This is a genomic window from Occallatibacter sp. (genome assembly GCF_049582745.1).
Classification (GTDB): domain Bacteria; phylum Acidobacteriota; class Terriglobia; order Terriglobales; family Acidobacteriaceae; genus Telmatobacter.
On sequence record NZ_JBAUUO010000010.1, the window covers coordinates 45,936 to 67,916 of the forward strand.

14 protein-coding genes are annotated in these 21,981 nt (G+C 59.5%); 7 read left to right on the top strand and 7 right to left on the bottom strand.

The features are described from left to right. Window positions 1–272: 272 nt before the first annotated feature. The 3 genes from dusB to WCA10_RS01165 all read right to left on the bottom strand — a co-directional run bounded on the left by dusB (window position 273) and on the right by WCA10_RS01165 (window position 2,965). Window positions 273–1,553: a tRNA dihydrouridine synthase DusB gene (gene dusB / locus WCA10_RS01155; RefSeq protein ID WP_472820643.1), complete on the bottom strand. Its 1,281-nt coding sequence runs from the start codon at window positions 1,551–1,553 to the stop codon at window positions 273–275. A gap of 159 nt (window positions 1,554–1,712) precedes the next feature. Beyond that, a complete protein-coding gene (gene rpmE / locus WCA10_RS01160; RefSeq protein ID WP_472798755.1) occupies window positions 1,713–1,940 on the bottom strand; it encodes a 50S ribosomal protein L31 in 228 nt (75 codons plus the stop codon). A gap of 218 nt (window positions 1,941–2,158) precedes the next feature. Then, the gene (locus WCA10_RS01165; RefSeq protein ID WP_472820644.1) at window positions 2,159–2,965 is read right to left on the bottom strand and encodes an SGNH/GDSL hydrolase family protein; all 807 of its coding nucleotides are present in this window, start codon (window positions 2,963–2,965) and stop codon (window positions 2,159–2,161) included. Between the two features lie 163 nt (window positions 2,966–3,128). Here WCA10_RS01165 and WCA10_RS01170 point away from each other — a divergent pair, with 163 nt between their 5' ends. From WCA10_RS01170 to WCA10_RS01180, 3 genes are all read left to right on the top strand, one after another. Further along, a complete protein-coding gene (locus WCA10_RS01170) occupies window positions 3,129–3,887 on the top strand; it encodes an ATP-binding protein (RefSeq protein ID WP_472820645.1) in 759 nt (252 codons plus the stop codon). A gap of 83 nt (window positions 3,888–3,970) precedes the next feature. Beyond that, entirely contained in the window at window positions 3,971–4,579 is a 609-nt protein-coding gene (locus WCA10_RS01175) for a thymidine kinase (RefSeq protein WP_472820646.1), read from the top strand. Window positions 4,580–4,773: 194 nt separating this feature from the next. Beyond that, on the top strand, window positions 4,774–5,286 hold the full coding sequence (locus tag WCA10_RS01180) for a DUF2846 domain-containing protein (RefSeq protein WP_472820647.1): 513 nt from the start codon (window positions 4,774–4,776) through the stop codon (window positions 5,284–5,286). Window positions 5,287–5,424: 138 nt separating this feature from the next. Here WCA10_RS01180 and WCA10_RS01185 read toward each other — a convergent pair whose 3' ends face one another. Then, window positions 5,425–7,356, bottom strand: coding sequence for a M61 family metallopeptidase (locus WCA10_RS01185; protein WP_472820648.1), 1,932 nt, complete (start codon window positions 7,354–7,356; stop codon window positions 5,425–5,427). Window positions 7,357–7,448: 92 nt separating this feature from the next. After that, window positions 7,449–7,913: a hypothetical protein gene (locus WCA10_RS01190; RefSeq protein ID WP_472820649.1), complete on the bottom strand. Its 465-nt coding sequence runs from the start codon at window positions 7,911–7,913 to the stop codon at window positions 7,449–7,451. Window positions 7,914–8,171: 258 nt separating this feature from the next. Between WCA10_RS01190 and WCA10_RS01195 the strand changes: the two genes are divergently transcribed. The 4 genes from WCA10_RS01195 to WCA10_RS01210 all read left to right on the top strand — a co-directional run bounded on the left by WCA10_RS01195 (window position 8,172) and on the right by WCA10_RS01210 (window position 15,996). Then, window positions 8,172–9,617 (top strand): circularly permuted type 2 ATP-grasp protein, encoded by a 1,446-nt coding sequence (locus WCA10_RS01195; protein WP_472820650.1) that lies wholly within the window; start codon window positions 8,172–8,174, stop codon window positions 9,615–9,617. Between the two features lie 150 nt (window positions 9,618–9,767). Then, complete coding sequence (locus WCA10_RS01200) at window positions 9,768–10,730, top strand: alpha-E domain-containing protein (protein ID WP_472820651.1); 963 nt, start codon at window positions 9,768–9,770, stop codon at window positions 10,728–10,730. A 188-nt stretch (window positions 10,731–10,918) separates the two neighbouring features. Then, the gene (locus tag WCA10_RS01205) at window positions 10,919–11,902 is read left to right on the top strand and encodes a transglutaminase family protein (protein WP_472820652.1); all 984 of its coding nucleotides are present in this window, start codon (window positions 10,919–10,921) and stop codon (window positions 11,900–11,902) included. A 341-nt stretch (window positions 11,903–12,243) separates the two neighbouring features. Next, on the top strand, window positions 12,244–15,996 hold the full coding sequence (locus WCA10_RS01210; RefSeq protein WP_472820653.1) for a TonB-dependent receptor: 3,753 nt from the start codon (window positions 12,244–12,246) through the stop codon (window positions 15,994–15,996). An 84-nt stretch (window positions 15,997–16,080) separates the two neighbouring features. Here WCA10_RS01210 and WCA10_RS01215 read toward each other — a convergent pair whose 3' ends face one another. Both WCA10_RS01215 and WCA10_RS01220 read right to left on the bottom strand, forming a co-directional pair. After that, complete coding sequence (locus tag WCA10_RS01215) at window positions 16,081–20,277, bottom strand: DUF3857 domain-containing protein (RefSeq protein WP_472820654.1); 4,197 nt, start codon at window positions 20,275–20,277, stop codon at window positions 16,081–16,083. A 108-nt stretch (window positions 20,278–20,385) separates the two neighbouring features. Beyond that, window positions 20,386–21,969, bottom strand: coding sequence for a ribulokinase (locus WCA10_RS01220; RefSeq protein WP_472820655.1), 1,584 nt, complete (start codon window positions 21,967–21,969; stop codon window positions 20,386–20,388). Window positions 21,970–21,981 lie beyond the last annotated feature (12 nt).

The window sequence follows — 21,981 nt, forward strand, 5'->3', positions numbered from 1 at the left end:
CTTTCTCGGCGCTTGAATGGGCGAAATTGGGGAAATTGTCTCAGCGATGAACAACACACAATCAGTCTGGAGCCCAACCCCGATCTCAACCGCTGGTCTCTGGCTCGTCAGTAACCCAAATATAGCCTTGGGACACCTCTGCGAACATGCCACTTTGGTCTAAGTTGTTGTAAGACAAAGGTGCGGAGGTAACTTCGTGATGTTACCAGGGTGCTCAGACTAGATCGAATCCGGTCATCCGCTCTAACAGAATGATTCTGCCCGCGATGTCATCAATCGCAAACAAGCGCGGACTCCGGGAAGGCTCCCGTGCCCGTGTCTTCGGTAACGTCGGCGGCCACCGGCGCGGCCGTGAAAAAGGCGTTCACCTGCTCCAGAACTTCCATTCCAGATTTCGCCTGATAGATCGCCTTGCGCAGGCGACCCCCGCCGGTCACCTCATGCGTGAACCATGTGGCAAACTGCTTCATTTTGCCCGCCGTCTCGCCCAGGCGCGCGTCGCGCGGCAGATCCTTCGTCGCCTCCGCCTCGGCCAGCAGCATTTCAAAGTAGGCCCGAATCATGTGGTGGCGGTCGGCAAATGTTGGCTGATCGTAGCGGCCCGTGGCCGTATATTGCGCAATCTGCCTGAAGATCCACGGATTCGCCGCCGCCGCGCGGCCGATCATCACCGCGTCGCATCCCGTCTGGGCCACCATGGCCGCCGCATCCTCAGGGGTGCGGATATCTCCATTGCCGACAACGGGAATCCCCACCGCCTGCTTGATCGCAGCAATCCACTCCCATCGTGCCTGCCCGCTGTAACCCTGCTCCCGCGTTCGAGCGTGCAGTGCCACGGCATTCAGCCCCTCAGCCTCCGCCATCCGCGCCAGTTCCACACACACAATCGCCACATCGTTCCACCCCATGCGGAACTTTACGGTGAAGGGAATCGTCACCGAGCGCCTCACCGCGCGAAAGATCTCCCCGATCTTCGGCAGATCCCGCAGCAAGCCCGATCCGCCATTGCACCCGACCACCCGCTTCGCCGGGCAGCCGAGGTTCAGATCGACCGTGTCAAACCCCGTGTCCTCGACGATTCGCGCAGCTTCCGCCAGCGTCTCCGCATTCGAGCCGAACAACTGAGCGCCGATCGGATGCTCATCGTCGTAAAACGTCAGATACCTCCGCCGCTTCGACTCCCGCATCCGCGAAAGTCCGTCAGCCGAAGTAAACTCCGTCATCAGCAGCCCGCACCCCGACTGCGTGTTCGTGACAGATTCCTGAATTGCTGCGATCTCCGCTTCCTGATCCCTGACCGTTTCTGGGGTCCCCGGCGGGCGGTCTTTGCTCATTGGGGTGGCTGAACCCTGATCCCTCGAAAACACGCTGGCATGCCGGATAAACCGCCGGAAAACGGTGTCCGTGACCCCTGCCATCGGCGCCAGCACCGTAGCAGGCGCCACCACCACCGAACCAATCCGCATCTCGGCTGGCACACGAACCCCCGCGGGCATCGCATGCTCCGTGGGATTGTCCCAGTCCTTCTTTACCGTGAATCCCTTGCCAGCCATAGATACAGTTCTCAGTGGTCAGTTGTCAGTTCTCAGCGATCAATTCACAGTCCGGGAAAGGAACTGAGAAATGTGAACTGAAGACTGACAACTCATTTCCCAAACATACGTGGGCCTCCGCCGTGGCGGAGGCCCGATCGCTCAGCCGTCGCTTCGGCCTTACTTTGCCGGAGACGTCTCGGCAGCCTTGGCGTACTTGCGGCGGAACCGTTCCACGCGCCCTGCCGTGTCCACCAGGCGCTGTTTGCCGGTGAAAAACGGATGGCAGTTCGAGCAAATTTCCACGTGAATGTCGCCCTTGTGGGTCGAACGGGTCTCAAAATTGTTTCCGCAGGCGCACATCACGCGCACCGCAGCATAGTTGGGATGAATCTTTTCCTTGGGCATCGCTAAAGACAGACCTTTCCTGCAATCTTCCTTATCTATTGTATTGGGATTCACCAGCCAGAGCAAACGATTCAGCTGCGTCCTCTTCTTTGTCGCCTTTCCCCTCTCGTAAACCACTGAAAATAGAAAATCTCCTGCCAGGGACCGGGGAGGCGGACCTCGTTTCATCCGATCTCTCACAACTGACGAATGAAAACTGGCGAACTCCAGGTGAAGCCTTACCGCCCCAGTGCCTTCGCAATTCCCGCCTCCACGAGCGGCGCCATGACGTCGTACCCCGCCTGCGTAGGATGCACGCCGTCATGACTCAGATTCGCCGGCAATCCATCGCGGTCGTCTTTCATCGCCGAGTGGTAATCCACGTACACATCCTTGTGTTCCGCCGCGTATTTCTGCATCCAGGCGTTGATCTCGTCGATCTTCGGCGCAGGCGTCAGCCCCGGCTGCCAGGGATAGTCGAATGCCGGCAAAACTGAACAGAGCACGACCCGAATGTGATTGGCCGTCGCCATCTCCGCCATCGCGGCGATATTCGCTTCCGTCTCTTCCAGCGTCATCGGGCCCGTGTTGCCGGCAATATCGTTCGTCCCGGCCAGAATCACCACGACCTTTGGCTGCAGAGCGATCACGTCCTGATGGAAACGCAGCACCATCTGCGGCGTGGTCTGCCCGCTGATACCGCGATTGATGTACGGCTTCGCGGCAAACACCCCGCCCGGCGTATCGAAGTGCCAGCCCTCGGTAATCGAGTCGCCCATGAATACCACCCGCTTTTCACCCGCCGCCGGGGTCCCCAGTTTCAAATCGGCCTCCTTGAATCGTTCCAGCCACGGAAAATCCGTCAGCAGTTGCTGATCGTGCTGCCGCCAGTAATCGCTGTCAGGGTGCTTCGGTGCAACCTGCGTCGGCGGCGGAGCCTTGGTCTCCGGGACGTTCCCCGGCTCCTGCCCTCGAACTCCCATCGAACCCATTCCTGACGCAACAGCAAGAACTCCAACAGCGACGTGCAACGAAATCCGATTCAAAGCGACACATCCTTCCCGCTGACTCAAACCCAGCGAAATCCCATCTTAACTCCGCAATACGGTCCCGAATGCGCCTCCTGGCGTATGGCGCATTTTCCACCAACCCGCACGCCTTTCCCACCGCAACGCGCCCGCGCCAATTGCGCTAGGCTTGACAGAGCACATGAGCGAATGTCCGATCTGTAACGGCGTAGGTCTGGTCCGCGTGATGTCCGATGCTGGCCTGTGGGTTTCCCGCGCCTGCGAGTGCCAGGAGGCCGACCGCGAAGAACACCGCCTCGCCGCTGCGCGCATCCCCGAGCGCTACCGCCAGTACACGCTCGACGGCTACGAAACCGCATTCCGCGGAGCCGATCAGTCGCTAAGCCGCGCCCATCTCACCGCCCGCAAGTTCGTCGATGCCTACCCCGTCGACACCGCTGGCAAGGGCTTGCTCTTCACCGGCTCTATCGGCGTAGGTAAGACGCATCTCGCAGTCGGCGTGCTTCGCCGTCTCATCCAGGAGAAAGGCTGCCGCGGCCTCTTCTGCGACTACCGCGAGCTGCTCAAAAACATTCAGAACAGCTACAACTCGCAGGTCAACACCACCGAGCTCGAGCTGCTTAAGCCCGTCTTCGCCGCCGAAGTTCTCGTTCTCGATGACCTCGGCGCGCAGAAGCCGAACGAGTGGGTCTGGGACACCGTCGCCCTCATCCTCAACACCCGCTACAACGACAAGCAGACCACCATCATCACCACCAACTATCCTGACCTGGCTGCGGGAAGCGGTGCCAAGTCAGACGTTGAGCGCGCCGCACGCGAGCAAACCCTCGGCGACCGCATCGGCGACCGCATGCGTTCCCGCCTCGCCGAGATGTGCGTCAAGGTCGAAGTCACCGGCGAAGACTTCCGCCAGACCGTCAAGCGCGCCCGCTTCGGCTGAGATTATTGGGTGTCCCAGGTTTCGATTTTGAAATCGGGGACGCCACGCATCAGCGACGAATGCGTCATTCCGGAGAACAAGCAGTGCCTGGCAAACTCGAGATGATTGTCGGACCCATGCGGAGCAACAAGACCGCCGAACTCCTGCGCCGCATTGAGATACGCCGCCAATACGCCAAGCAGTTTGTGCTGCTGCTCAAGCCCAGCGCCGACACCAAGTCCGCGGCCGGCGTGATCGAAAGCCGCAACCCCAGCGGCTGCGGGAAAATGGAGGCCGTCGAATTTCCCAACTCCGATCCATGGTCGATCCTGCCCATCCTCGCGGAGACAGAGCAGAACATCGGCAAGCGTGTCGAATGCATCGCGATCGACGAAGGCCAGTTCGTCGCCGACCTTTTCCTCTTCACCAAGCGCATGCTGCAGCAGGGCCACGACGTGATCGTCTCCGGCCTCGAGCTCGACTTCCGCGGCATGCCCTTTGGCGAGATGCTCCAGCTCTCCTGGCTCGTCCGCATCTACGCCGGCAACCTCACCGAGCTCGTTGCCTACTGTAGCTGCGGAGCCAAGGCACTCTATCCCCAGCGCCTGGTCGACGGCAAACCCGCGCCCTACACGAGCCCCATCATCATGGCCGGCGACTTCTACGAGCCCCGCTGCGACGAACACTTCGTCCTCCCCGGCCGCCCCCACTAGCCAGGAAATAAGTAGTTCCGACGAACTCCACATCACGGCGGCGGCGTCCGCAACCTGCTATAGTGCTCGCCAGATTTCCGAACCTTGGAAAAGGAGCGCCCCCAATGCGCAACGCTACTTTCAGTGGCGTCGCAGCGGTTTGCCTCAGAGGAGCTTGCCGATCACTCGCAAGCCTTCTGCTCGCATCCACTGCGATGGCAAGTATCTTTGCAGGGTCCATCACTTTCGCACAGGACTCTAAAACCCCCGCCGTACTACCCGCACCCTCCAACGGCAATGCGATCGTCTGTATCTACCGTACGTACAGATTTACGGGCTCCGCTTCACACGACGAACTCTTCGTCAATGGCACTCATCTCGCCAAACTCCTCAACAGCGAATACGCATTCATCGAAGTGCCACCAGGGACTGTTGTGATCGCCGGACTGCCCAAGATGTACTACGGAAGCGTCACCATGTCGGTGGGCGCGGCCCTGAACGATGCAAGGAAGAAAGAGAACGAGCGAGCCAGGTTTGAAGCGGAAGCTGGCAAAACCTACTACTTCAAATGGACCGCCGGAACCATGGCAACCATGATCAAGGTGACACCCGTGGACCCCGGGGTCGGAGCCAAAGAGATGAGCAAACTCCATCTCTCCAAGCCCGTTGACGACAAGGACGCTCCGAAACCAGAAGCAAAAGACACCGACAAATCGCCAGCGAATTAACGTCGCTCCGGCTTACTGACGCGGCCCCTTTCGACAAGTCTCGGAGGCGAGAATGGTCGTCTGCTTGCAGATTCTTTTGGAATCTGTCACGGCCAGCGCGAGGAAATAACATTCCGCCGGAAGCAGCGTGATCGCCTCCTACTCCGCGTCCTCCTTCTTCTGTTCCGGCGCCTTCTCCGGCGTGGTCAGCGGCTTGATAATGTCGTCCAGATACGCCGGCGTTCCATCCACGCGCTCCAGCGCCGGATACCGCTCCCCATCGTGATAATCAATCTGCGCCGTCGACACAAACGAGTCTGCCTGCACAATCATCTTGATCGCCTTTGCAGGATCCTTCGCCTCGCGAATCGCCTCGCGCAACGCGTCACCCGAGTAGACCTTGTCATTCACAGCCATGATCTTCTCGCCCGGCGCGAGTCCAGCCTTGTCCGCAGGCCCATTCCACAGGACATCGGCAATCGTCCCATCCGCTGCAAGTCGCAATCCGATCGAGTACCAGCAATCCACGCCACTCCGGTGGCCTCCTGCTGCGGCAATCATCCGCTCTGACTTCGAAGGCTTGTCCTTGTACACCAGCTTGTACCCGCCGTGCTCCAGCCCCGCTGCGTCCACGTGTGGATTGATCCTGTCCACACGATCGTGCAGAAACTTCGCCCAGTCGTAAGGCACTACCTGGTTCAAATCCTGCACAAGCTCATCGAACGTATAGGTCACAATCAGCGGCCCGGTATTGCCGCCCTTGCCCAGAAAGATCTTCACGAAATCATTGAGCGATTTTTTGTTGTCCGTCATTTTGCGGATCAGCGTGTCTGCGTCCAGCCATAGCATCTCGCCTTCGAAGTAGTAGTCCTGCCCGCGCCGCCAGTTCGACCACGCAGGGTTTCCGCCCCGCAAAATGCTCGCGCCCACCGCCGTATCCACCGTCGGCCGCCACTCACGCCCGCGCGTGTAGTCCAGATCCGCCGCCGTCATCGCCAGTACATCCTTGTACTCCTGCGGATTCTTCAGGCCCGACCGCGCCGCCAGCACATTTCCCCAGTATTCCGTCATACCCTCGTACACCCACAGCATCGAGCCCTGCATCGGCGTAGCAAAGTCCGGCTGATACAGTCCCGCCGGCCTCCGGTACTTCCCATTCCACGAGTGCGTGAACTCATGCGACAGCAGGTCGGACTCGGGCAACTGGTGCACGTCATCCGCAAATCCCTTCTCGCCCACGCCGTTGTCTGAAGACTGCCCATGCTCGAGTCCCATGCCGCCCGCGATATCAGACAAGGTCAGCAGGAAGTGGTACTCGTTGTAGTGGTGCGAAGCGTAGAGCGCATCGGCCTCGCGCACCAGGTTTGCAACTTCGGCCAGCACTGCCGGCCGCAGATTCGCATCCTCCGGCGCATCCGCCGCCACATCCAGAAAGTGCTGCGGCTTGATCGTCGGCGCCAGCGGATATTCGTGGAAATACAATCCCGTCAGAATCGGCGAATCCTCAAGCTGCTCTACCGTCGTCACCGCAAACTTCGTCGTGCTCCCAGCTGCTGGGACCGGATAAGCTCCGCCGCTCACCGGCTTCAGCGCCGTCCCAATCCCCCAGCCCGCAGGCACCTTCACTGATGGCTGAATCGGAATATCCTTCACCGGCACATTCGCCGGATAGAACATCAGCGCCTCCCACTCCAGTGCCGCCATCCGCTGAGAAATGCGCCGCGTCACAATCGAATCCAGATGCATGTGGAGCGTCGTCACACCGGCAGGTACCGTCAAGTGGAATTCGTAGAGATTGTTGTCGTCGCGCCGCCAGTCCAGCGGCTTTCCATTCGCCGTAAACACCACGCCGACGATCGAAGACGCCGGGCCCGAGGGCATGTGATGCCCCGGAATCCACTCCGGCGAAATCAGCGTGACCGGTCCCGCCGAAACTTGAAAATCGATCTCGGCATGAAACAGCTTGCGCGGTGCATCCGAGAGATCAGCGGTGATCTCGATCGGCGCCTTCTGCGCACGTGCAACTGGAATTGCGAGGGCAAAGACCAAAAGGGCAGGGAAGTAGTGGGCACAACGCTTCAACGTGAGCATCCAGACGGGCCTCCTGAAGATTTCAGGTTAACGCATGGCAGAGCGTATTCCCGAATCCGTCGGCCGCGCCAATCCGACTTCTCGCACCCGCGCTACTCTCTCATATTCAGCAAATCTTTGATCCGGCCCACAAGCGTCGGCGGACTCTTGTCGTGCGCCAGCGTCATGCGTCCTTCTTGCGGCACCCAGACCTCTTCGCCCGTCGAACTCGCGTTGAACAAGCCCAAATGGTGCTTCTCCGCAAGCCGCGCCACCGTCATGTAGGCCATCTCCGCCTTCGACCATGCGAATGATACGTAAACAAAATCCGCGCCAATGGCGTAGTCGGAACTCGATGTTTCGTCTTCCATGCGCCGTTCTTTGCAAAAGGGCCCATTCATCGGAGGAAAGATTTCAATCATGTCCTCAAACCAGGCGCGCAGGTTCGCCGAACTGAGAGCCGGATCGTCATAGCCGTGGTCGTCGCTCCACTTCGTCTGCGCTGCATACCAGTCCAGAAACTCAGCGTGGCTCGCTGGAGCGGCATCCGGTTCGAAGACCATGAGGTCGTAGCTCATAATCTGATGCTATCCCGTCGGCGGAATTTGCGCCGACCCGTAGACAAAATTCTCGCTTTGAGAGCCTCTCGCCGTGCTCCCCCACCGTTCCCTGATTGTGCCTTTATGTCCAGCGTGTTAAAAGCTAAGGAACAGGGTACAGGGCGAAACCGTCTTCCCATGGCTGGCAGTTCATTTGCAATGGCCAGAGCATTCGGCCATTTTCTAAACCCTGATTCTCGCGGCAAGGACTTCACCAGAAGCATGAGCGCCGGGCCCATGACGGAAGTGGAAACTCTCTACGGCGACTACCTCATCGACGGCGCCTTCGACGAAATGCGCGAGCCGAACGGAGATGTTCGCCTCCACTATCGCGCCCTGGCTGAAACGCTCGCGCGCTTGCCGCAGGAAGAGCTTCAGCACCGCAAACAGTCGGCTGAGCTGTCGTTCCTCACGCAGGGCATCACCTTCACCGTCTACGGCCGCGACGAAGGCACCGAAAAAATCTTCCCCTACGATCTCCTCCCCCGGCTCGTCACGGCACGGGAGTGGGATCGCATTGAACGCGGTCTCACCCAGCGCATCACGGCGCTGAATCTCTTTCTCCGCGACGTCTACTCCGAAGCCAAGATCCTCAATGACCACGTTGTGCCGCGCGAACTGGTCTACAGTTGCAAGCACTACCGCCGCCAGATGCGCGGCCTCCAGGTTCCCCGCAACGTCTACATCTCCGTCGTTGGCTCTGACCTGCTTCGCCTCAACACCGGCGAGTTCGTTGTTCTCGAAGACAATCTTCGCGTCCCGTCAGGCGTGAGTTACATGCTCACCAACCGGCGCGTCATGAAGCGCACCTTCCCTGAGCTCTTTCAAAGCTACGGCGTGCGCCCCATCGAGCATTATCCGCAACTCCTTCTCGCCACGCTGCGCTCCCTCGCCCCTGAAGGCCGCCCCGAACCCAATATCGTCCTGCTCACACCCGGCGTCTTCAACTCCGCCTATTTCGAGCACACCTACCTCGCCCGTCAGATGGGTATCGACCTCGTTGAAGGCCGCGACCTTGTCACCCACGACAACATCGTCTACATGCGCACCACCGACGGACTCAAGCGCGTCGACGTCATCTATCGCCGCGTCGACGACGACTTCAGCGATCCCCTGATCTTTCGTGGCGACTCGATCCTCGGCTGCACGGGCCTCTTCAACGCCTATCGCGCTGGTAACGTCACCGTCACCAACGCCTTCGGCACTGGCCTTGCTGACGACAAAGCCCTCTACGCCTACATTCCCGACATCGTCCACTACTACCTCGGCGAAGATCCGATTCTCAACAACGTCAAGACCTACCTGATGACCGAAGAAAAAGAGCGCCGGCACGTCCTTGCCAATCTCGACAAACTCGTAGTCAAAGCAGTCGGCGAGAGCGGTGGTTATGGCATGCTGATTGGCCCACACTCCACCGCACGCCAGCGCGAAGAGTTTGCCGCGCGCATCGAGGCCAACCCGCGCAACTACATCGCCCAGCCCACGCTCGACTTCTCGCGCGCTCCTTGCCTTATCGGCGACCGTCTCGAACCGCGTCACGTCGACCTGCGGCCCTACATTCTCTTTGGTGACAAGATCAACATCGTTCCCGGAGGACTCACCCGCGTAGCCCTCGAAAAAGGTTCACTCGTGGTCAACTCCTCCCAGGGCGGCGGCAGCAAGGACACATGGGTTCTGGAATAGTGGTTCGCGGAGCTTTGAAAGGGCGCGGCTTTAGCCGTGCCAAAACTCCGATGCAAAAATGACGGGGCTTTAGTCCCTGGATGAAAGCAGGCACGGGCACAGGAGATGGCATCAACAGCAGTGCATTCCAGACTTCCGGAGAGTACCAAAATGCTTTCGCGCGTTGCCGACAGCCTCTATTGGATGAGCCGCTACCTCGAGCGCGCCGAAAACACCGTGCGCCAGCTCGACGTCGCCATGAGCCTCATGCTCGACTCGGGGGGCGCCAGCGCCGAAACCCACTGGCAGCGCCTCATCGCCTCACTCGGTAATCCTTCCGGCCTCGAATGGACCGGCGACCCCGGCTCCAATGCTGAAACGCTTGTCTTCGACAAGCAACATCCGGCATCCGTCAACTGTTGCATCGATGCCGCGCGCGAAAATGCCCGCCAGATCCGCGAAGAAATCTCAACCGAGCAGTGGCAGCGCCTCAACCGTCTCTATCACCTGATGCACTCCCCGCACACCGAAACCCAGTTCCGTTCCAACATCAACGACGTGCTGTCTTCGCTCATCGACGCCATCCACCTCTTCAAGGGCGTCAGCGACACCACCATGATCCATGGCCAGGGATGGCACTTTATCCGCCTCGGCCGCTACCTCGAGCGCGCCTACGCCATCGCGACGCTTCTTCAGGTCTACCAGCCGTTGCTTTCAAATCCGCCCGAACGCGAACACTACGGCTACCAGTATCTTGAGCAGGTGGGCCTCCTGCGCTGTTGTACGGCCTTCGAAGCCTACTGCCAGGTCTACACCGCCGACCTCACCCCCGACCGTATCCTCGAATTCCTCCTCCTCAATCGCGACTTTCCTCACGCCATCCGCTACTCCGTCGATGGCGTTCGCCAGGCTGTTCAGTCGATTCAACACACCGGCGGCCGCCGTCCCCCCGACGAACTCAGCGCTGATATCGGCCGGCTGCACGCCATGCTCAGCTTCACTTCGATCCGCGAAATCCTGAACGGCGACGCCGCCGCGTTCCTCCACGCCATTCGCCAGCAGTGCATGCGCATCCACGAACTCATGTACCGCTATTACATCCAGTACTCCATCCAGTCCGCGCTGGCGATCTGAGAGGACGGACCGTGTGACACTGACCGTGAAGCCCGCGCCGGAGGCGCAACGTTTGTTAGCCCGGCGCTTCAGCGCTGGGAAAGCTGTTCCCGAGCAAACCACCAGTCCCGTAGGGACGGCGCTTTCTGTCGCAGCAAGAAAAGCCAACGGCTAAGAACTAAAAGCTGGAAGCTGATTTTGGAGCCCGCATGAATTGCTATTCCATCCGCCACCTAACGCGTTATCGCTATTCGCAACCCGTGAGCGATAGCATCATGGAAACGCGCATGCACCCGCGCTCCGACTCCAACCAGCACTGCCTCACCTTTTCGCTCTCCGTAAGTCCGCGCTGCCGGGTGTTCACTTACCGCGACCACTTCGGTAACAATGTCCACCACTTCGATATTCCCGGCGAGCACAACCAGCTCGTCATCGTCGCCGAATCCGTTGTCGAACAGCAGCCCATGCCCGACGTCCCCGCCTTTCTCTCGCCCGATGCTTGGGATGCCCTCGACGCCATGATCGAAGCCGGCGACTACTGGGAGATGCTTCTACCCAGCCAGTTCGCCCTCGAATCGCCGGCACTGCTCAACCTGGCGGCTCGCATGCAGGTCGTACGCCGCGACGATCCCCTGATGGTCGTCCAGGAACTCAATCACCGGCTCTTCGAACACTTCGAATATGTCCCTCGTTCCACACGTGTCGACTCCCCCATCGACGAAGCCATCCTCAGTGGCCGCGGCGTCTGTCAGGACTTCGCTCACACCATGATTGCCCTGCTCCGCCACGTGCGCATCCCGGCCCGCTACGTCTCCGGCTATCTCTATCGCAGCCGTGAAGACCACGACCGCTCCACCCCCGACGCGACTCACGCATGGGTCGACGTGCTCATGCCCCACTTGGGATGGGTCGGCTTCGATCCCACCAACAATCTCATCGCTCACCACCGCCACATCCGCACCGCCGTTGGCCGCGACTACGCCGACGTTCCCCCCACTCACGGCATCTTTCGCGGCAAGTCTTCGAGCGAGCTCTATGTTGCCGTTCACGTCGAAGCCAGCGATGCGCCCCCGGCCCTTGATCGCAAAATGCCCATTCCCGAGGATTGGTCGGTCCTGGTCGAGCGTGCTCAAAAACCTCCCGAGCGCCCCCAGCCCCTCATCGACGTTCAGCAAATGCAACAGCAGCAATGATACGAACCGCGGAGTTTAGAGGGCGAATCGACCGGTTGCAGTGACGAAACGGTATTCTCGACCCCTGCCGCGGCCTCGCGTAAGGATTTTTCTATTGAATCTTCATTGGGTAACCAAATAAATTTAAGGGTATTCCCTACGCCCGGTGCTCGATGCCGGCGATATTCAAACGTTCCATTGTGGCATTTCTGAATTGTTCGGGAAACAAATTTGACCCCAACAAGAGTGAAGATGTTACGAATCACTCAGCCACGGTGCGAACGACTCCAAGCCGTTCGCGCAGACAAGAAAAAAGTCGCTACCCTCGACCAACAAGTAAGTATTTTTTTGGAGGAAGAGCCGTGAAAAAATCCCTTCCGGGATGGATACTCCTCTGTATCCTTTCCACAGTCGCACCTTCTTTTGGCCAGCTCGCAACTACCTCACTCCGCGGAACAATCAAGGACCCCTCGGGAGCCCTCGTACCCGGAGCCAAAATCACCATCACCGACAAGGCAACCGGCAAGTCGTTCTCGGCTGTCGCCGACAACACCGGTCAATACGGCTTCAACCAGATTCCCCCGGCGAAGTACGACATCATGGTCGCTGCGGTCGGCTTTGGCGAGCAGACCAAGTCTGCTGAACTCCTCGTGAACCAGCCGGCTACGATTGATTTCGCCCTATCCGTCCAAGCCAGTTCAGTTACGGTAGATGTCTCGGCTACCGCTCAGACCCTGAACACTTCAGACGCGTCGCTCGGAAACTCGGCCGGAACTGAACTCATTCAGGCGCTCCCCAGCGAAACCCGCAATGTGCCTGATCTTCTGTCGCTTCAGCCCGGCGTGCTCTACCTCCCGCCAACCGTGAACGATAGCCGAAGCGGTTCGGTCAACGGAGGCCGATCCGACCAGGGCAACGTAACCATCGACGGCGTCGACGATAACGATCAGGTGAATGGGTTCGCATTCGCCGGCGTGCTGCGCCAGACGCAGGATTCGATCGAAGAGTTCCGCGTAACCACGAGCAATGCGAACGCCGATGCCGGCCGATCTTCAGGCGCCCAGGTCAGCATGGTCACCAAGTCCGGCACCAACAAGTTCCATGGCGCGGCATACGAGTACTACCGCCCTCCGCTGACCGCTGCGAACAACTGGTTCAACAAACAGGCCGAAACCAATCTCGGCCAGCCGAATATTCCCACGAAGGTGCTCCGCAATATCTTCGGCGCATCCTTTGGCGGCCCGGTCGTGAAAGATAAGCTCTTCTTCTTCGGCAACTACGAGGCAAGCCGCCTCTCCGAGGACCAGCAGGTCGTTCACACCGTGGCGACTGCCAGCTTCGCCGCAGGTAACCTTATTTATCTCGACCAGGACAATAATCCAGTCACGCTTAATTCCGCTCAAGTCACCACTCTCGATGGGAATTGTCAGATCTGCAACACTGCCACTTATCCGCTCCCTCCGGGGCCAAACCCCAATGCATTGGCATATTTCAATTCCACGCCCGTTGCAAACGGAACATTGACCGGCGATGGTTATAACATCGGATCATTTACTTTCGCGTCGCCCAATCCAGTCCGTTTGAATACCTCGATCTTTCGGCTGGACTTTACTCCGACAGACCGGCATAGAATCTTCGCTCGCGGCGAGCTACAGAAAGACACCACGCTCGAGATCGAGTGGTTTCCGGGCCAGCCCGCGTCTGCCACCGACAAGAGCAATAACAAGGGCATCATCGGCGGAGACACCTGGACCATTACGCCGAACCTCGTCAATGATATCCGCTATGGATACGTTCGCCAGGGATTCAGCACTGTTGGGGTTGGCTCGGGCGACTATACCGTCTTTCGGTTCATGTCCACATCTACTGCACATACACGCGACGCAGTCACAAGCGTGCCGGTTAACAATATCGTCGATAACCTGAGCTGGACCAAGGGCAAGCACAACGTGCAACTCGGCGCCAACTGGCGGTTGATTCATCAGAACCACAATTCGGACGCAACCACATTTCAGGGTGCAACCTCGAATCCGTACTGGCTCGGCGGGAATCCCCCCGATCCGTGCCAGCTCGACAACTCCTGCGACTCCAATGGGTCAAAGGTCAACGACGGCTTTGCCAACTCTTATGAGATTGCCTTCGCCAATCTGGTGGGCACTATTCCAGAACTCGACAACTCCTTCAACTACCACGTTGACAGCGCCACGACCGGCTCCCTGCTTCCCGACGGTGCATCCCTCCAACGCCACTTCAAAGCAAACGAATTCGAGTGGTACATCCAGGATGCCTGGCGCGTGAAGCCAAACCTTACCGTCACGTTTGGCGTTCGACACACCATCCTGCAAACTCCCTACGAAACCAGCGGCCAGCAGGTTGCTCCCACCGTCGATACGCATACGTGGTATTTGCAACGCGAAGCCGCCGCACTCAAGGGCCAGGTTTATGAACCGGAACTGGATTTTGCACCTTCCGGACCGCACTACAACAAGCCTGGTTTCTGGCCGAAGTCGAAGAACAATTTTGCACCGCGGCTCGCGGTTGCCTTCTCGCCCGACTCGAAGACCTCCATCCGCGCCGGCGCAGGCATCTACTTCGATCACTACGGCGAATCGCTGGTGAATATCTTCGATCAGGAGGGCTCGTTTGGTATCTCGTCTTCTGTGAGCAACCCTGCAGGCGTCTACCAGATCGAAGGGCAGTGTCCCTCGAACTGCAGACACCCTGGCGCACCGCGCTTCCTCGATGAGCACACGTTGCCTCCTATCGACAACGGCGGCTCGCCACAAACCCAGACATACCCCTATACGGCGCCACCGTTTAACTTCGCGATTACCTGGGGGCTCGATAGCAAGCTCAAGACTCCGTATTCCGAAAACTTCGACTTCTCCATCCAGCGCCAGATTCCGGGTGGATTTACTTTTGAAGCCGCGTACGTCGGGCGACTCGGACATCACCTTCTGCAGAGCCTCGATCTTGCTGAACCAGTCGACTATGTCGACCCACTGGGCGGAGGCGATTACTACGCAGCCGGCACTGCGCTCTCAAAGGCAGTCGACGCGAATGGAGGCGATTCGAGCGCAAGCGTTCAGCCGATTCAGTACTTCGAGGATGTCTTTCCATTCATGGCAAATCTGGATGGCCCCGGAGAAAGTGCAACCCAGGCCATCTACAGCAACGAGTGGGCGCCGTATCGTTCTCAGTATGGTGCAACTTCTGCGCTGGCAGACATCGACTTCTATTGCTCGTATCTCTCCGATGCGGATTGCGCCAGCTACCAGTCGAAGTTCTGGCAGGATCAGTTCTCTTCGCTTTATGCGCTTTCGACAATCGGAAACAGTTCGTACCATGCCGGCCAGATCACCCTTCGCCACCCGACGAGCCACGGTCTGCAGTTGGACTTGAGCTACACCCTGTCGAAGTCGATCGACATGGGATCGGATGCGGAACGCGACACAGAATTCACAGGCGAGTTTAACTTTGACAACATCATCAACACCTGGAAACCGCAGCTTAATCGTGGCGTTTCTGCCTTTGACACTCACCACCTGATCACTGCCGACTGGGTCTATCTGATGCCCTTCGGCAGAGGCAGAACATTCGCTGGCAATGTCAATACTCTGCTCGATATCTTCATCGGTGGCTGGCAGTGGTCAGGAATCAATCGCTGGTCGAGCGGCCTGCCGTTCTCTGTCTACGAGCCCGGATGGAGTACGGACTGGCAAATTGAAAGCTATGGCGTGAATGTGGGCAACATCAAAACTCACAAACACATCGATCAGAGCGGTAATCCCCAGTTCTTTGCGGACCCCGCTGCCATCAATGCGGGTACCTCGACTGGTGGTCCGATCCGGTTGCCCTACCCCGGTGAAACCGGCCAGCGCAACAACTTCCGTGGCGATGGGTACTTCAACGTAGATTCCGGCCTCGCCAAAAACTGGAAGATCCGCGAGTATGGAACGCTGAAGTTTGCCTGGGAAGTCTACAACGTATCGAATGCGGTTCGCTTCGATCCCGCTTCGATCGATGTTGGTCTCACCGATGGCCAACTCGGTATCGCCAGCAGACTCCTTACGCAGCCTCGGCGGCAGCAGTTCAGCCTGCGTTTCGACTTCTAACCCAACTCAACAACAAAACGCCGGAAGAGCCCGCGCTCTTCCGGCGTTTTTCTTTTCTGTCTCCGCTCTTGCGAACTGGCGAGGCTACTTGCTCGCCGTCGCTCCTTCCGCCCCCATCGCTTTCAATCGGTTCTGCGCCAGTTGCCAACTCGACGTCGGAATCATCATCGCCGCCTTCGGCTTTTCCAGCTTGCGATAATCCGAAATCGCCGCATCGCGCTCGCCGTATTGCTCGGCAATGCGCCCGAACGCATACCAATAATCGTCATCGGGCTCAACCAGATTCAGATCGTCCATGGCGCGCAATAAAAGGTCATGCGCTTCCTTCGTCTTGCCCGTCTCGGCATAGACGCAGGCCAGCGTGTGCAGAATCGCCGGATTGTCGCGATCCATCTGCGTCGCCTTCGTGGCCGTGGCTACGTCCGTCTCGTCCACCTTGCCTGTATAAAGAGAAAACCATGCCATCGAGTTCAGCAGGCTCGCATCCGCCTTGCCTTGATCGATCAGTTTCTGGATCCATCCGCGCGCCGCAACATAATTTCCCCGGCTTGCTTCGATCCGCACCTTCGCCTGCAACGCATCCGCATCGCCATCCAGCAGCTTCAGTCTCGCATCCGCGAGCGCCAGCGCATCATCGTAGCGTTTCAGACCGATCAGTCCCTCCCCGGCCGTCATGAAGGCCAGCCGTGATTCCGGTACTTCCTTGACCAGGTCCGATCCAACCTCGTCGAGTTTCGCATACTCATCGAGTTGCGAATAACCCACGGCCAGCGCCAATTCAATATTCGTCTTCTCGCGATCCGTCGCGGCACTATTGCGCGCATCTTCCAGCAGCTTCACGCCTTGCACGGCGGTTGGTTTCGTGCCGACCATCAGGGCCGCAGCGGCCAGCGTCATCTTGTGCGCATCCGCAGCCTCGCCCTTGATCCAGAACCGCGGAAACACCGGGCCGCCCAGCGTGTCATCTCCGCCGCCAAGGTGCTGGTCTTCGCGAATCCAATCCAGCAGCACCTTTGCGCCGTTCAGATTCTCCGCCTTGATTAGTTCCAGCATCTCCAGCGCGATGGAGTTGGGTTTGTCCGAGGTATCCAGCAGCTTGTACTGGCCGCCCTCTTTCACCACGAAGAACGTGATGGTCGGGCCGCCCGGAATCTGCACCCTTTCCCGGTATCCGGTCGCATCGTCTCCATCACCCTTGGGATCGAATGCCTGCAGCATAATGTCGATCGTCACATCCAGCGAGTTGCCCTGCCGCGCCATCTGGCTGTTCAGCTTTTTTCCCGCGGTCAGTTCCTTTTTTCGATCCTCGGGATCTTCGGCGCGGAACACCACCAGTGCGTTGCGGCTCAGGATCGCTTCCATCTTGGCCTGCGTAAGGTCCGGATCCATCGTCAACAGGAAAGCACGCTTCACCAAGTCCGCCGGAGTGTTAGCAAACTGCAAATCCTCATGCCGCTTTGCGCCGCGCAACATGCTGGCCAGCCCTATCGTCTGTGCCGCATTGTCACCAGCCGCTCCCGCCTCAAGAAAATCCGCACCCAGTGCATAATGACGCGTGTTCATCAGCATCTCGCCGGCAGTGCGCGCCGTGTCCTTGAACGCCGCATCGGAATTGGAAAGTTTGTTGATCTCCGCCAGCCCCTCCTTGCTCCCCTGCAGAATCGCTCGGCTCGCTGCGATCAATGCCACCGGCTGCGGATTCAGCGCCTCCGCCGCCTTGATCGCCCCCGCTGCATCGCCGCTGTAGAACATCGCATATGGAAGATTGTTCGGAATCTCCAACTCGGCAAGCTTGTCCTGCCCCAGCTTCTCGTACTCCGCCACCGCTTGCTTCAGGTTCGACTGCCCGCTGTACCGCCTACCCACGGCGTCATATTCCAGCAAAATCGCCAGATTTGCCTGCGCCGTGTGATCGTCCGGATCAAGCTTCTCCGACGCCCTGTAAGCAACCGCGGCTCCCGCCCAATCCGTTCCCGGACGAAGTTCCCGTCCCACCAGGTCGCGCTTCAGTATTTCCGCCAGCGTCCGCTCCGCCAATGCCGAATTGGGATCCAGCTTTACGGCTTCGCGCGCCTCTGCCCGTGCCGCTTCGCCCATGCCCGCCTGCAGCAGCACACGCGCCACCTGCAAATGATGAACCGCGTCATTCGGATTCGCGGAAATCAACCCGCGATAACTGGCCAGCGCTTCCTTGACCTTGCCCTCGTGCAGAAGCGCCTCGCCTTCCGGCTCAAAACTCACCATGATCGCCGGTCCCGCGAGCATTTCAGCAACTTTATTGCGTACCGCCGTCGCCTCCGCAACCGAGTAGCGCCGCTTGCCTGAATCGAAAGCGAGGTCCGCTTCCACCACGCCGTCGTTGTCTTTTGAAAACTTCTCCGTCAGTACCGCCGGCCCCATCGCGATCGTGTCGTCCTTCGGCAACTCCTTCGGCACAAACCCAGCCGGCGGCACAATCTTGTATTTCCACCTAGCGGTGAATGGCTGATCCAGTTCCCAGTCCGCGGTACGCGGCTTCTTCGGCTTGTCCCCATCGTCTTTCTTCTTCGCGTCCGCATCGTCCTTGCGCTTCAAGTCTTCCGGCAATTGCTGAAACAGTGTGTCCACGCGAATCGCGGCAATCGCATTGTCCAGGTCGGTATAGCCGCGCTTGGCCTTCTCACATGCGAGCGTCAGTTCAAATTGCTTCGACAAGTCTCCCGGATCGGTACGCTCCACACTGGTCAGCTTGTCGGCAATGTATTGCGCCTTCACGTATCCCGTAAGTCCGTCGCGCGTCTCCTTGTCCGGCTTGTCCGCATAGAACGACCGATAGTGCGATTCGAAGACACCCGTCGGTACAGTCTTCTCGATCACCGTTGCCGGCCCGTTCTCTCCGAGTCGAATCTCCCTCAACTCCAGCAGCACATTTTCGCGCGACGTCGACTCCGGTGTCAGCGTCAGCGCGGTGCTCTCCGGCCGCGCAATCAGCGCGTGCCTTCCCTGGTCGTTGATCGGCAACTGTCCCAGTCGCGCGTATTGATCGGTGGCGTCGATCCAGAGACCCGGCGGCCCCGACACCGGCCCCTGGTAGTCGGAGGAAACATTGAGATTGCCGCGCGGCACGTACACGATCGCATGGTCGAACAATCCCATGCCCGGCAAATCCGCAGGCACATCCAGCCGCGAGCCCGCATTTAGCAGAGCCACATATGCGGGAATCCCCGCCGCGCGCAGCATCGCCACCAGCAAGGTTGCCTTGTCCTTGCAGTCGCCATACTTTAGCGCCAGCGTCTCGGCGGGGTTATGCGGCACAATCGCCGCCTCGCCAAATTCGATTCCCGTGTAGCGCACCTCGCGGTCGAGATAATCGAGAATGACGGCTTCCTTTTCCCTCGTCGACGATTTTCCCGCGATCAATCCCTCCACGATTGACCGCACCGCGTCCCCATCCGCCTTGCTGTCCACGATTTTCGAGTACTCGGTTGCCAGCGTCTGCCATGATGCGCCCGTCGAGTAATCAATCTCAGGGAACAGATACGCGTCAGGCGGCAGATTGGCATCGCGCGCTTCAATACCCTCGAGCGCCCCAATCTCGTAGGTGATGGTCGCGTGCCCATTGGCCTCGATGCGTTTTGGCGTCAATCCCGGCAGCAATCGCGTTTCAATCCGCAGGGGCAATGACAAGGGCGCCTCAAAAACTGCACTGCTGTGCGCCACCGGTGTCCGGTCGTGTCCGAAGAAAGCGCGGCCCACGCGTCCCGGCGCAAAGAACGGCTCTGTCTCGCGCTCCAGATACTCTTCTTCGACCACCACGCCGGGAGCAATCGCCGGCAGCGGAGCCCGCAGCCTCTTTCCGTCGCTGTAGGTCTTGTAGTCGCCTCCACGCGCCGGCTCTTCCGTAATGGCCTTTGGATCCAGAACATGCTCCGTGTAATCGGGCTCGATCACCCGCGCGCGAATCACCGGGCGCACTTCATGCCATGGGTCCCAACCCACTGACAAGTTGTCCCACCCCTCGGCGCCCTTGGCCGTCAACACCTTGTAGATGTAATGCCCCACATGCGTCAGCCTGCCCGCTTCGTCGAAACTGAATTGCTCATCGTCGTCAAACAGCACTACATTCGCGCCGTCGGGAACAGCCGTAGACGAAGCGGTCTGGTACAAATCCCTGGCAGGAAGAGAGAAGTGCGGCGCGCTCCACGGCGAGGCATCCTGCTGGGCAGGTGCATCAAGGGCGGCGACTCCGGGAAATACGAGAAGAAGACAGGGAACAAAACGGCGCAAGGCAAAAAGGTGCACAGCACTCCTCGTTGAACTAGGATTGTGATCACGGTAAACCCGCCTCACGGCAAGCGCAAGACCGCTGCGCGAGGCTTCTCGCCGCGGGTTACCTGCGTCAGTAATCTGTCAGGCCCACAGCCGCGCTTCCGCCGCAATCTCCCGCAACTCCGGCAGCACGCGCCCCAGCGGCACCGCCGCCGCATGACGCTGTCCCAGCGCAAAATAGAGATCCCTGTAAAGGGCGTACAGCCGCTCATACACACCCGCCGAGCGCCGATCCGGCTCAACCGTTCGCAACGGCAGACACACCGCCGCCTGCGCCTCGTTGATTGTCTTGTAAATGCCCGCCGCCAGCAGCGCCATGATTCCCGACCCGAGGCTCGTCGGAATCCCCGCCGGCACCAGTACCGGCTTGTTCAGCACATTCGCATACACCTGGTTCAGCACTTCACTCTTCTGCGGAATCCCGCCCGCATTGATCACGCGATCCACGCGCACCCCGTGCTCTGCCATGCGCTCGAGAATAATCCGCGTATGAAACGCCGTTCCCTCGATCGCTGCGTACAGCTCATCCTGCGCGCTGCTCACCATGTTCCAGCCCAGCGTCACGCCACCAAGCTCCGGATTCACCAGCACGGTTCGATCACCATTGTCCCAGCTCAGTCGCAGCAGCCCCGTCTGTCCCGCGTGGAACGAATCCAGTCCCTTTGACAGCTCGAACACCCGCGTCCCCGCCCGCTGCGCGATCGCTTCAAAAATGTCGCCCGTCGCCGACAGGCCCGCCTCAATCCCCGTATACGCCGGATGCACACTTCCCGGAACCACTCCGCACACTCCGGGTACAAGGTGTGTCTCGTGCGCCATCGCAATAATGCAGGTCGACGTCCCCACTACATTCACCACGTCGCCTTCGCGGATATGCGATCCGATTGCATCCCAGTGCGCGTCGAACGCGCCGACCGGAATCGGAATCCCCACGCGCAATCCAAGCTTCTCCGCCCACTCCGCGGAAAGATGCCCGGCATTCTTGTCGCTCGTCAGATACTCCCCGCCCATCTTCGCGCGCACACCGGCGAGCAGCGGGTCCACCGCAACCAGAAACTCCTCCGGCGGCAAGCCGCCCCACTTGGGATTCCACATCCACTTGTGGCCCATCGCGCACACGCTGCGCTTCAGCCCGCGTACGCTCTTCACGCCGCACAACGTGGCCGCCACCATGTCGCAGTTCTCCAGCGCCGTAACAAACGATTCGCGCTTGCCCGAATTATGCCGCAGCCAGTGCAGCAGCTTCGCAAATCCCCACTCGTGCGAATACACCCCGCCGCACCACTCGATCGCTTCGAGCCCCGTGGCGTGGGCCTTCATCGTGATCTCTTCGGCCTCGGCGTGCGCGCGATGATCGCACCACAGGTAGTACTCGTCCAGCGGCACCAGACCTTCGCCCACAGGAATCACGCTCGAGCCCGTCGTATCCACCGCAAGGGCTTCCACCGAGCCGCCGCTGATTCCCGTCGCGGCCAGCACATCCTTCATCGCAACCGCCAGCGCGGTCATCTGGTCGGCGTGCGACTGCGTTGCAAAATCCGGATCTTCGCGCCGCCGATGCAGCGGATATGAAGCCGACGCGGTTCCCACCGGCCCCATCTGGCTATCCACCAACGTCACGCGCACACTTAAAGTGCCGAAATCCACACCGGCGACTACGGCCATTCCCAACTCCCG

What these genes read in the sequence shown, in the direction of transcription:
- WCA10_RS01200 (WP_472820651.1), top strand. Translation starts at nt 9,768, where the DNA reads ATGCTTTCGCGCGTTGCCGACAGCCTCTATTGGATGAGCCGCTACCTC.
- WCA10_RS01185 (WP_472820648.1), bottom strand. Translation starts at nt 7,356, where the DNA reads ATGCTCACGTTGAAGCGTTGTGCCCACTACTTCCCTGCCCTTTTGGTC.
- WCA10_RS01195 (WP_472820650.1), top strand. Translation starts at nt 8,172, where the DNA reads ATGACGGAAGTGGAAACTCTCTACGGCGACTACCTCATCGACGGCGCC.
- WCA10_RS01205 (WP_472820652.1), top strand. Translation starts at nt 10,919, where the DNA reads ATGAATTGCTATTCCATCCGCCACCTAACGCGTTATCGCTATTCGCAA.
- dusB (WP_472820643.1), bottom strand. Translation starts at nt 1,553, where the DNA reads ATGGCTGGCAAGGGATTCACGGTAAAGAAGGACTGGGACAATCCCACG.
- WCA10_RS01180 (WP_472820647.1), top strand. Translation starts at nt 4,774, where the DNA reads ATGGCAAGTATCTTTGCAGGGTCCATCACTTTCGCACAGGACTCTAAA.
- WCA10_RS01190 (WP_472820649.1), bottom strand. Translation starts at nt 7,913, where the DNA reads ATGAGCTACGACCTCATGGTCTTCGAACCGGATGCCGCTCCAGCGAGC.
- WCA10_RS01220 (WP_472820655.1), bottom strand. Translation starts at nt 21,969, where the DNA reads ATGGCCGTAGTCGCCGGTGTGGATTTCGGCACTTTAAGTGTGCGCGTG.
- rpmE (WP_472798755.1), bottom strand. Translation starts at nt 1,940, where the DNA reads ATGCCCAAGGAAAAGATTCATCCCAACTATGCTGCGGTGCGCGTGATG.
- WCA10_RS01170 (WP_472820645.1), top strand. Translation starts at nt 3,129, where the DNA reads ATGAGCGAATGTCCGATCTGTAACGGCGTAGGTCTGGTCCGCGTGATG.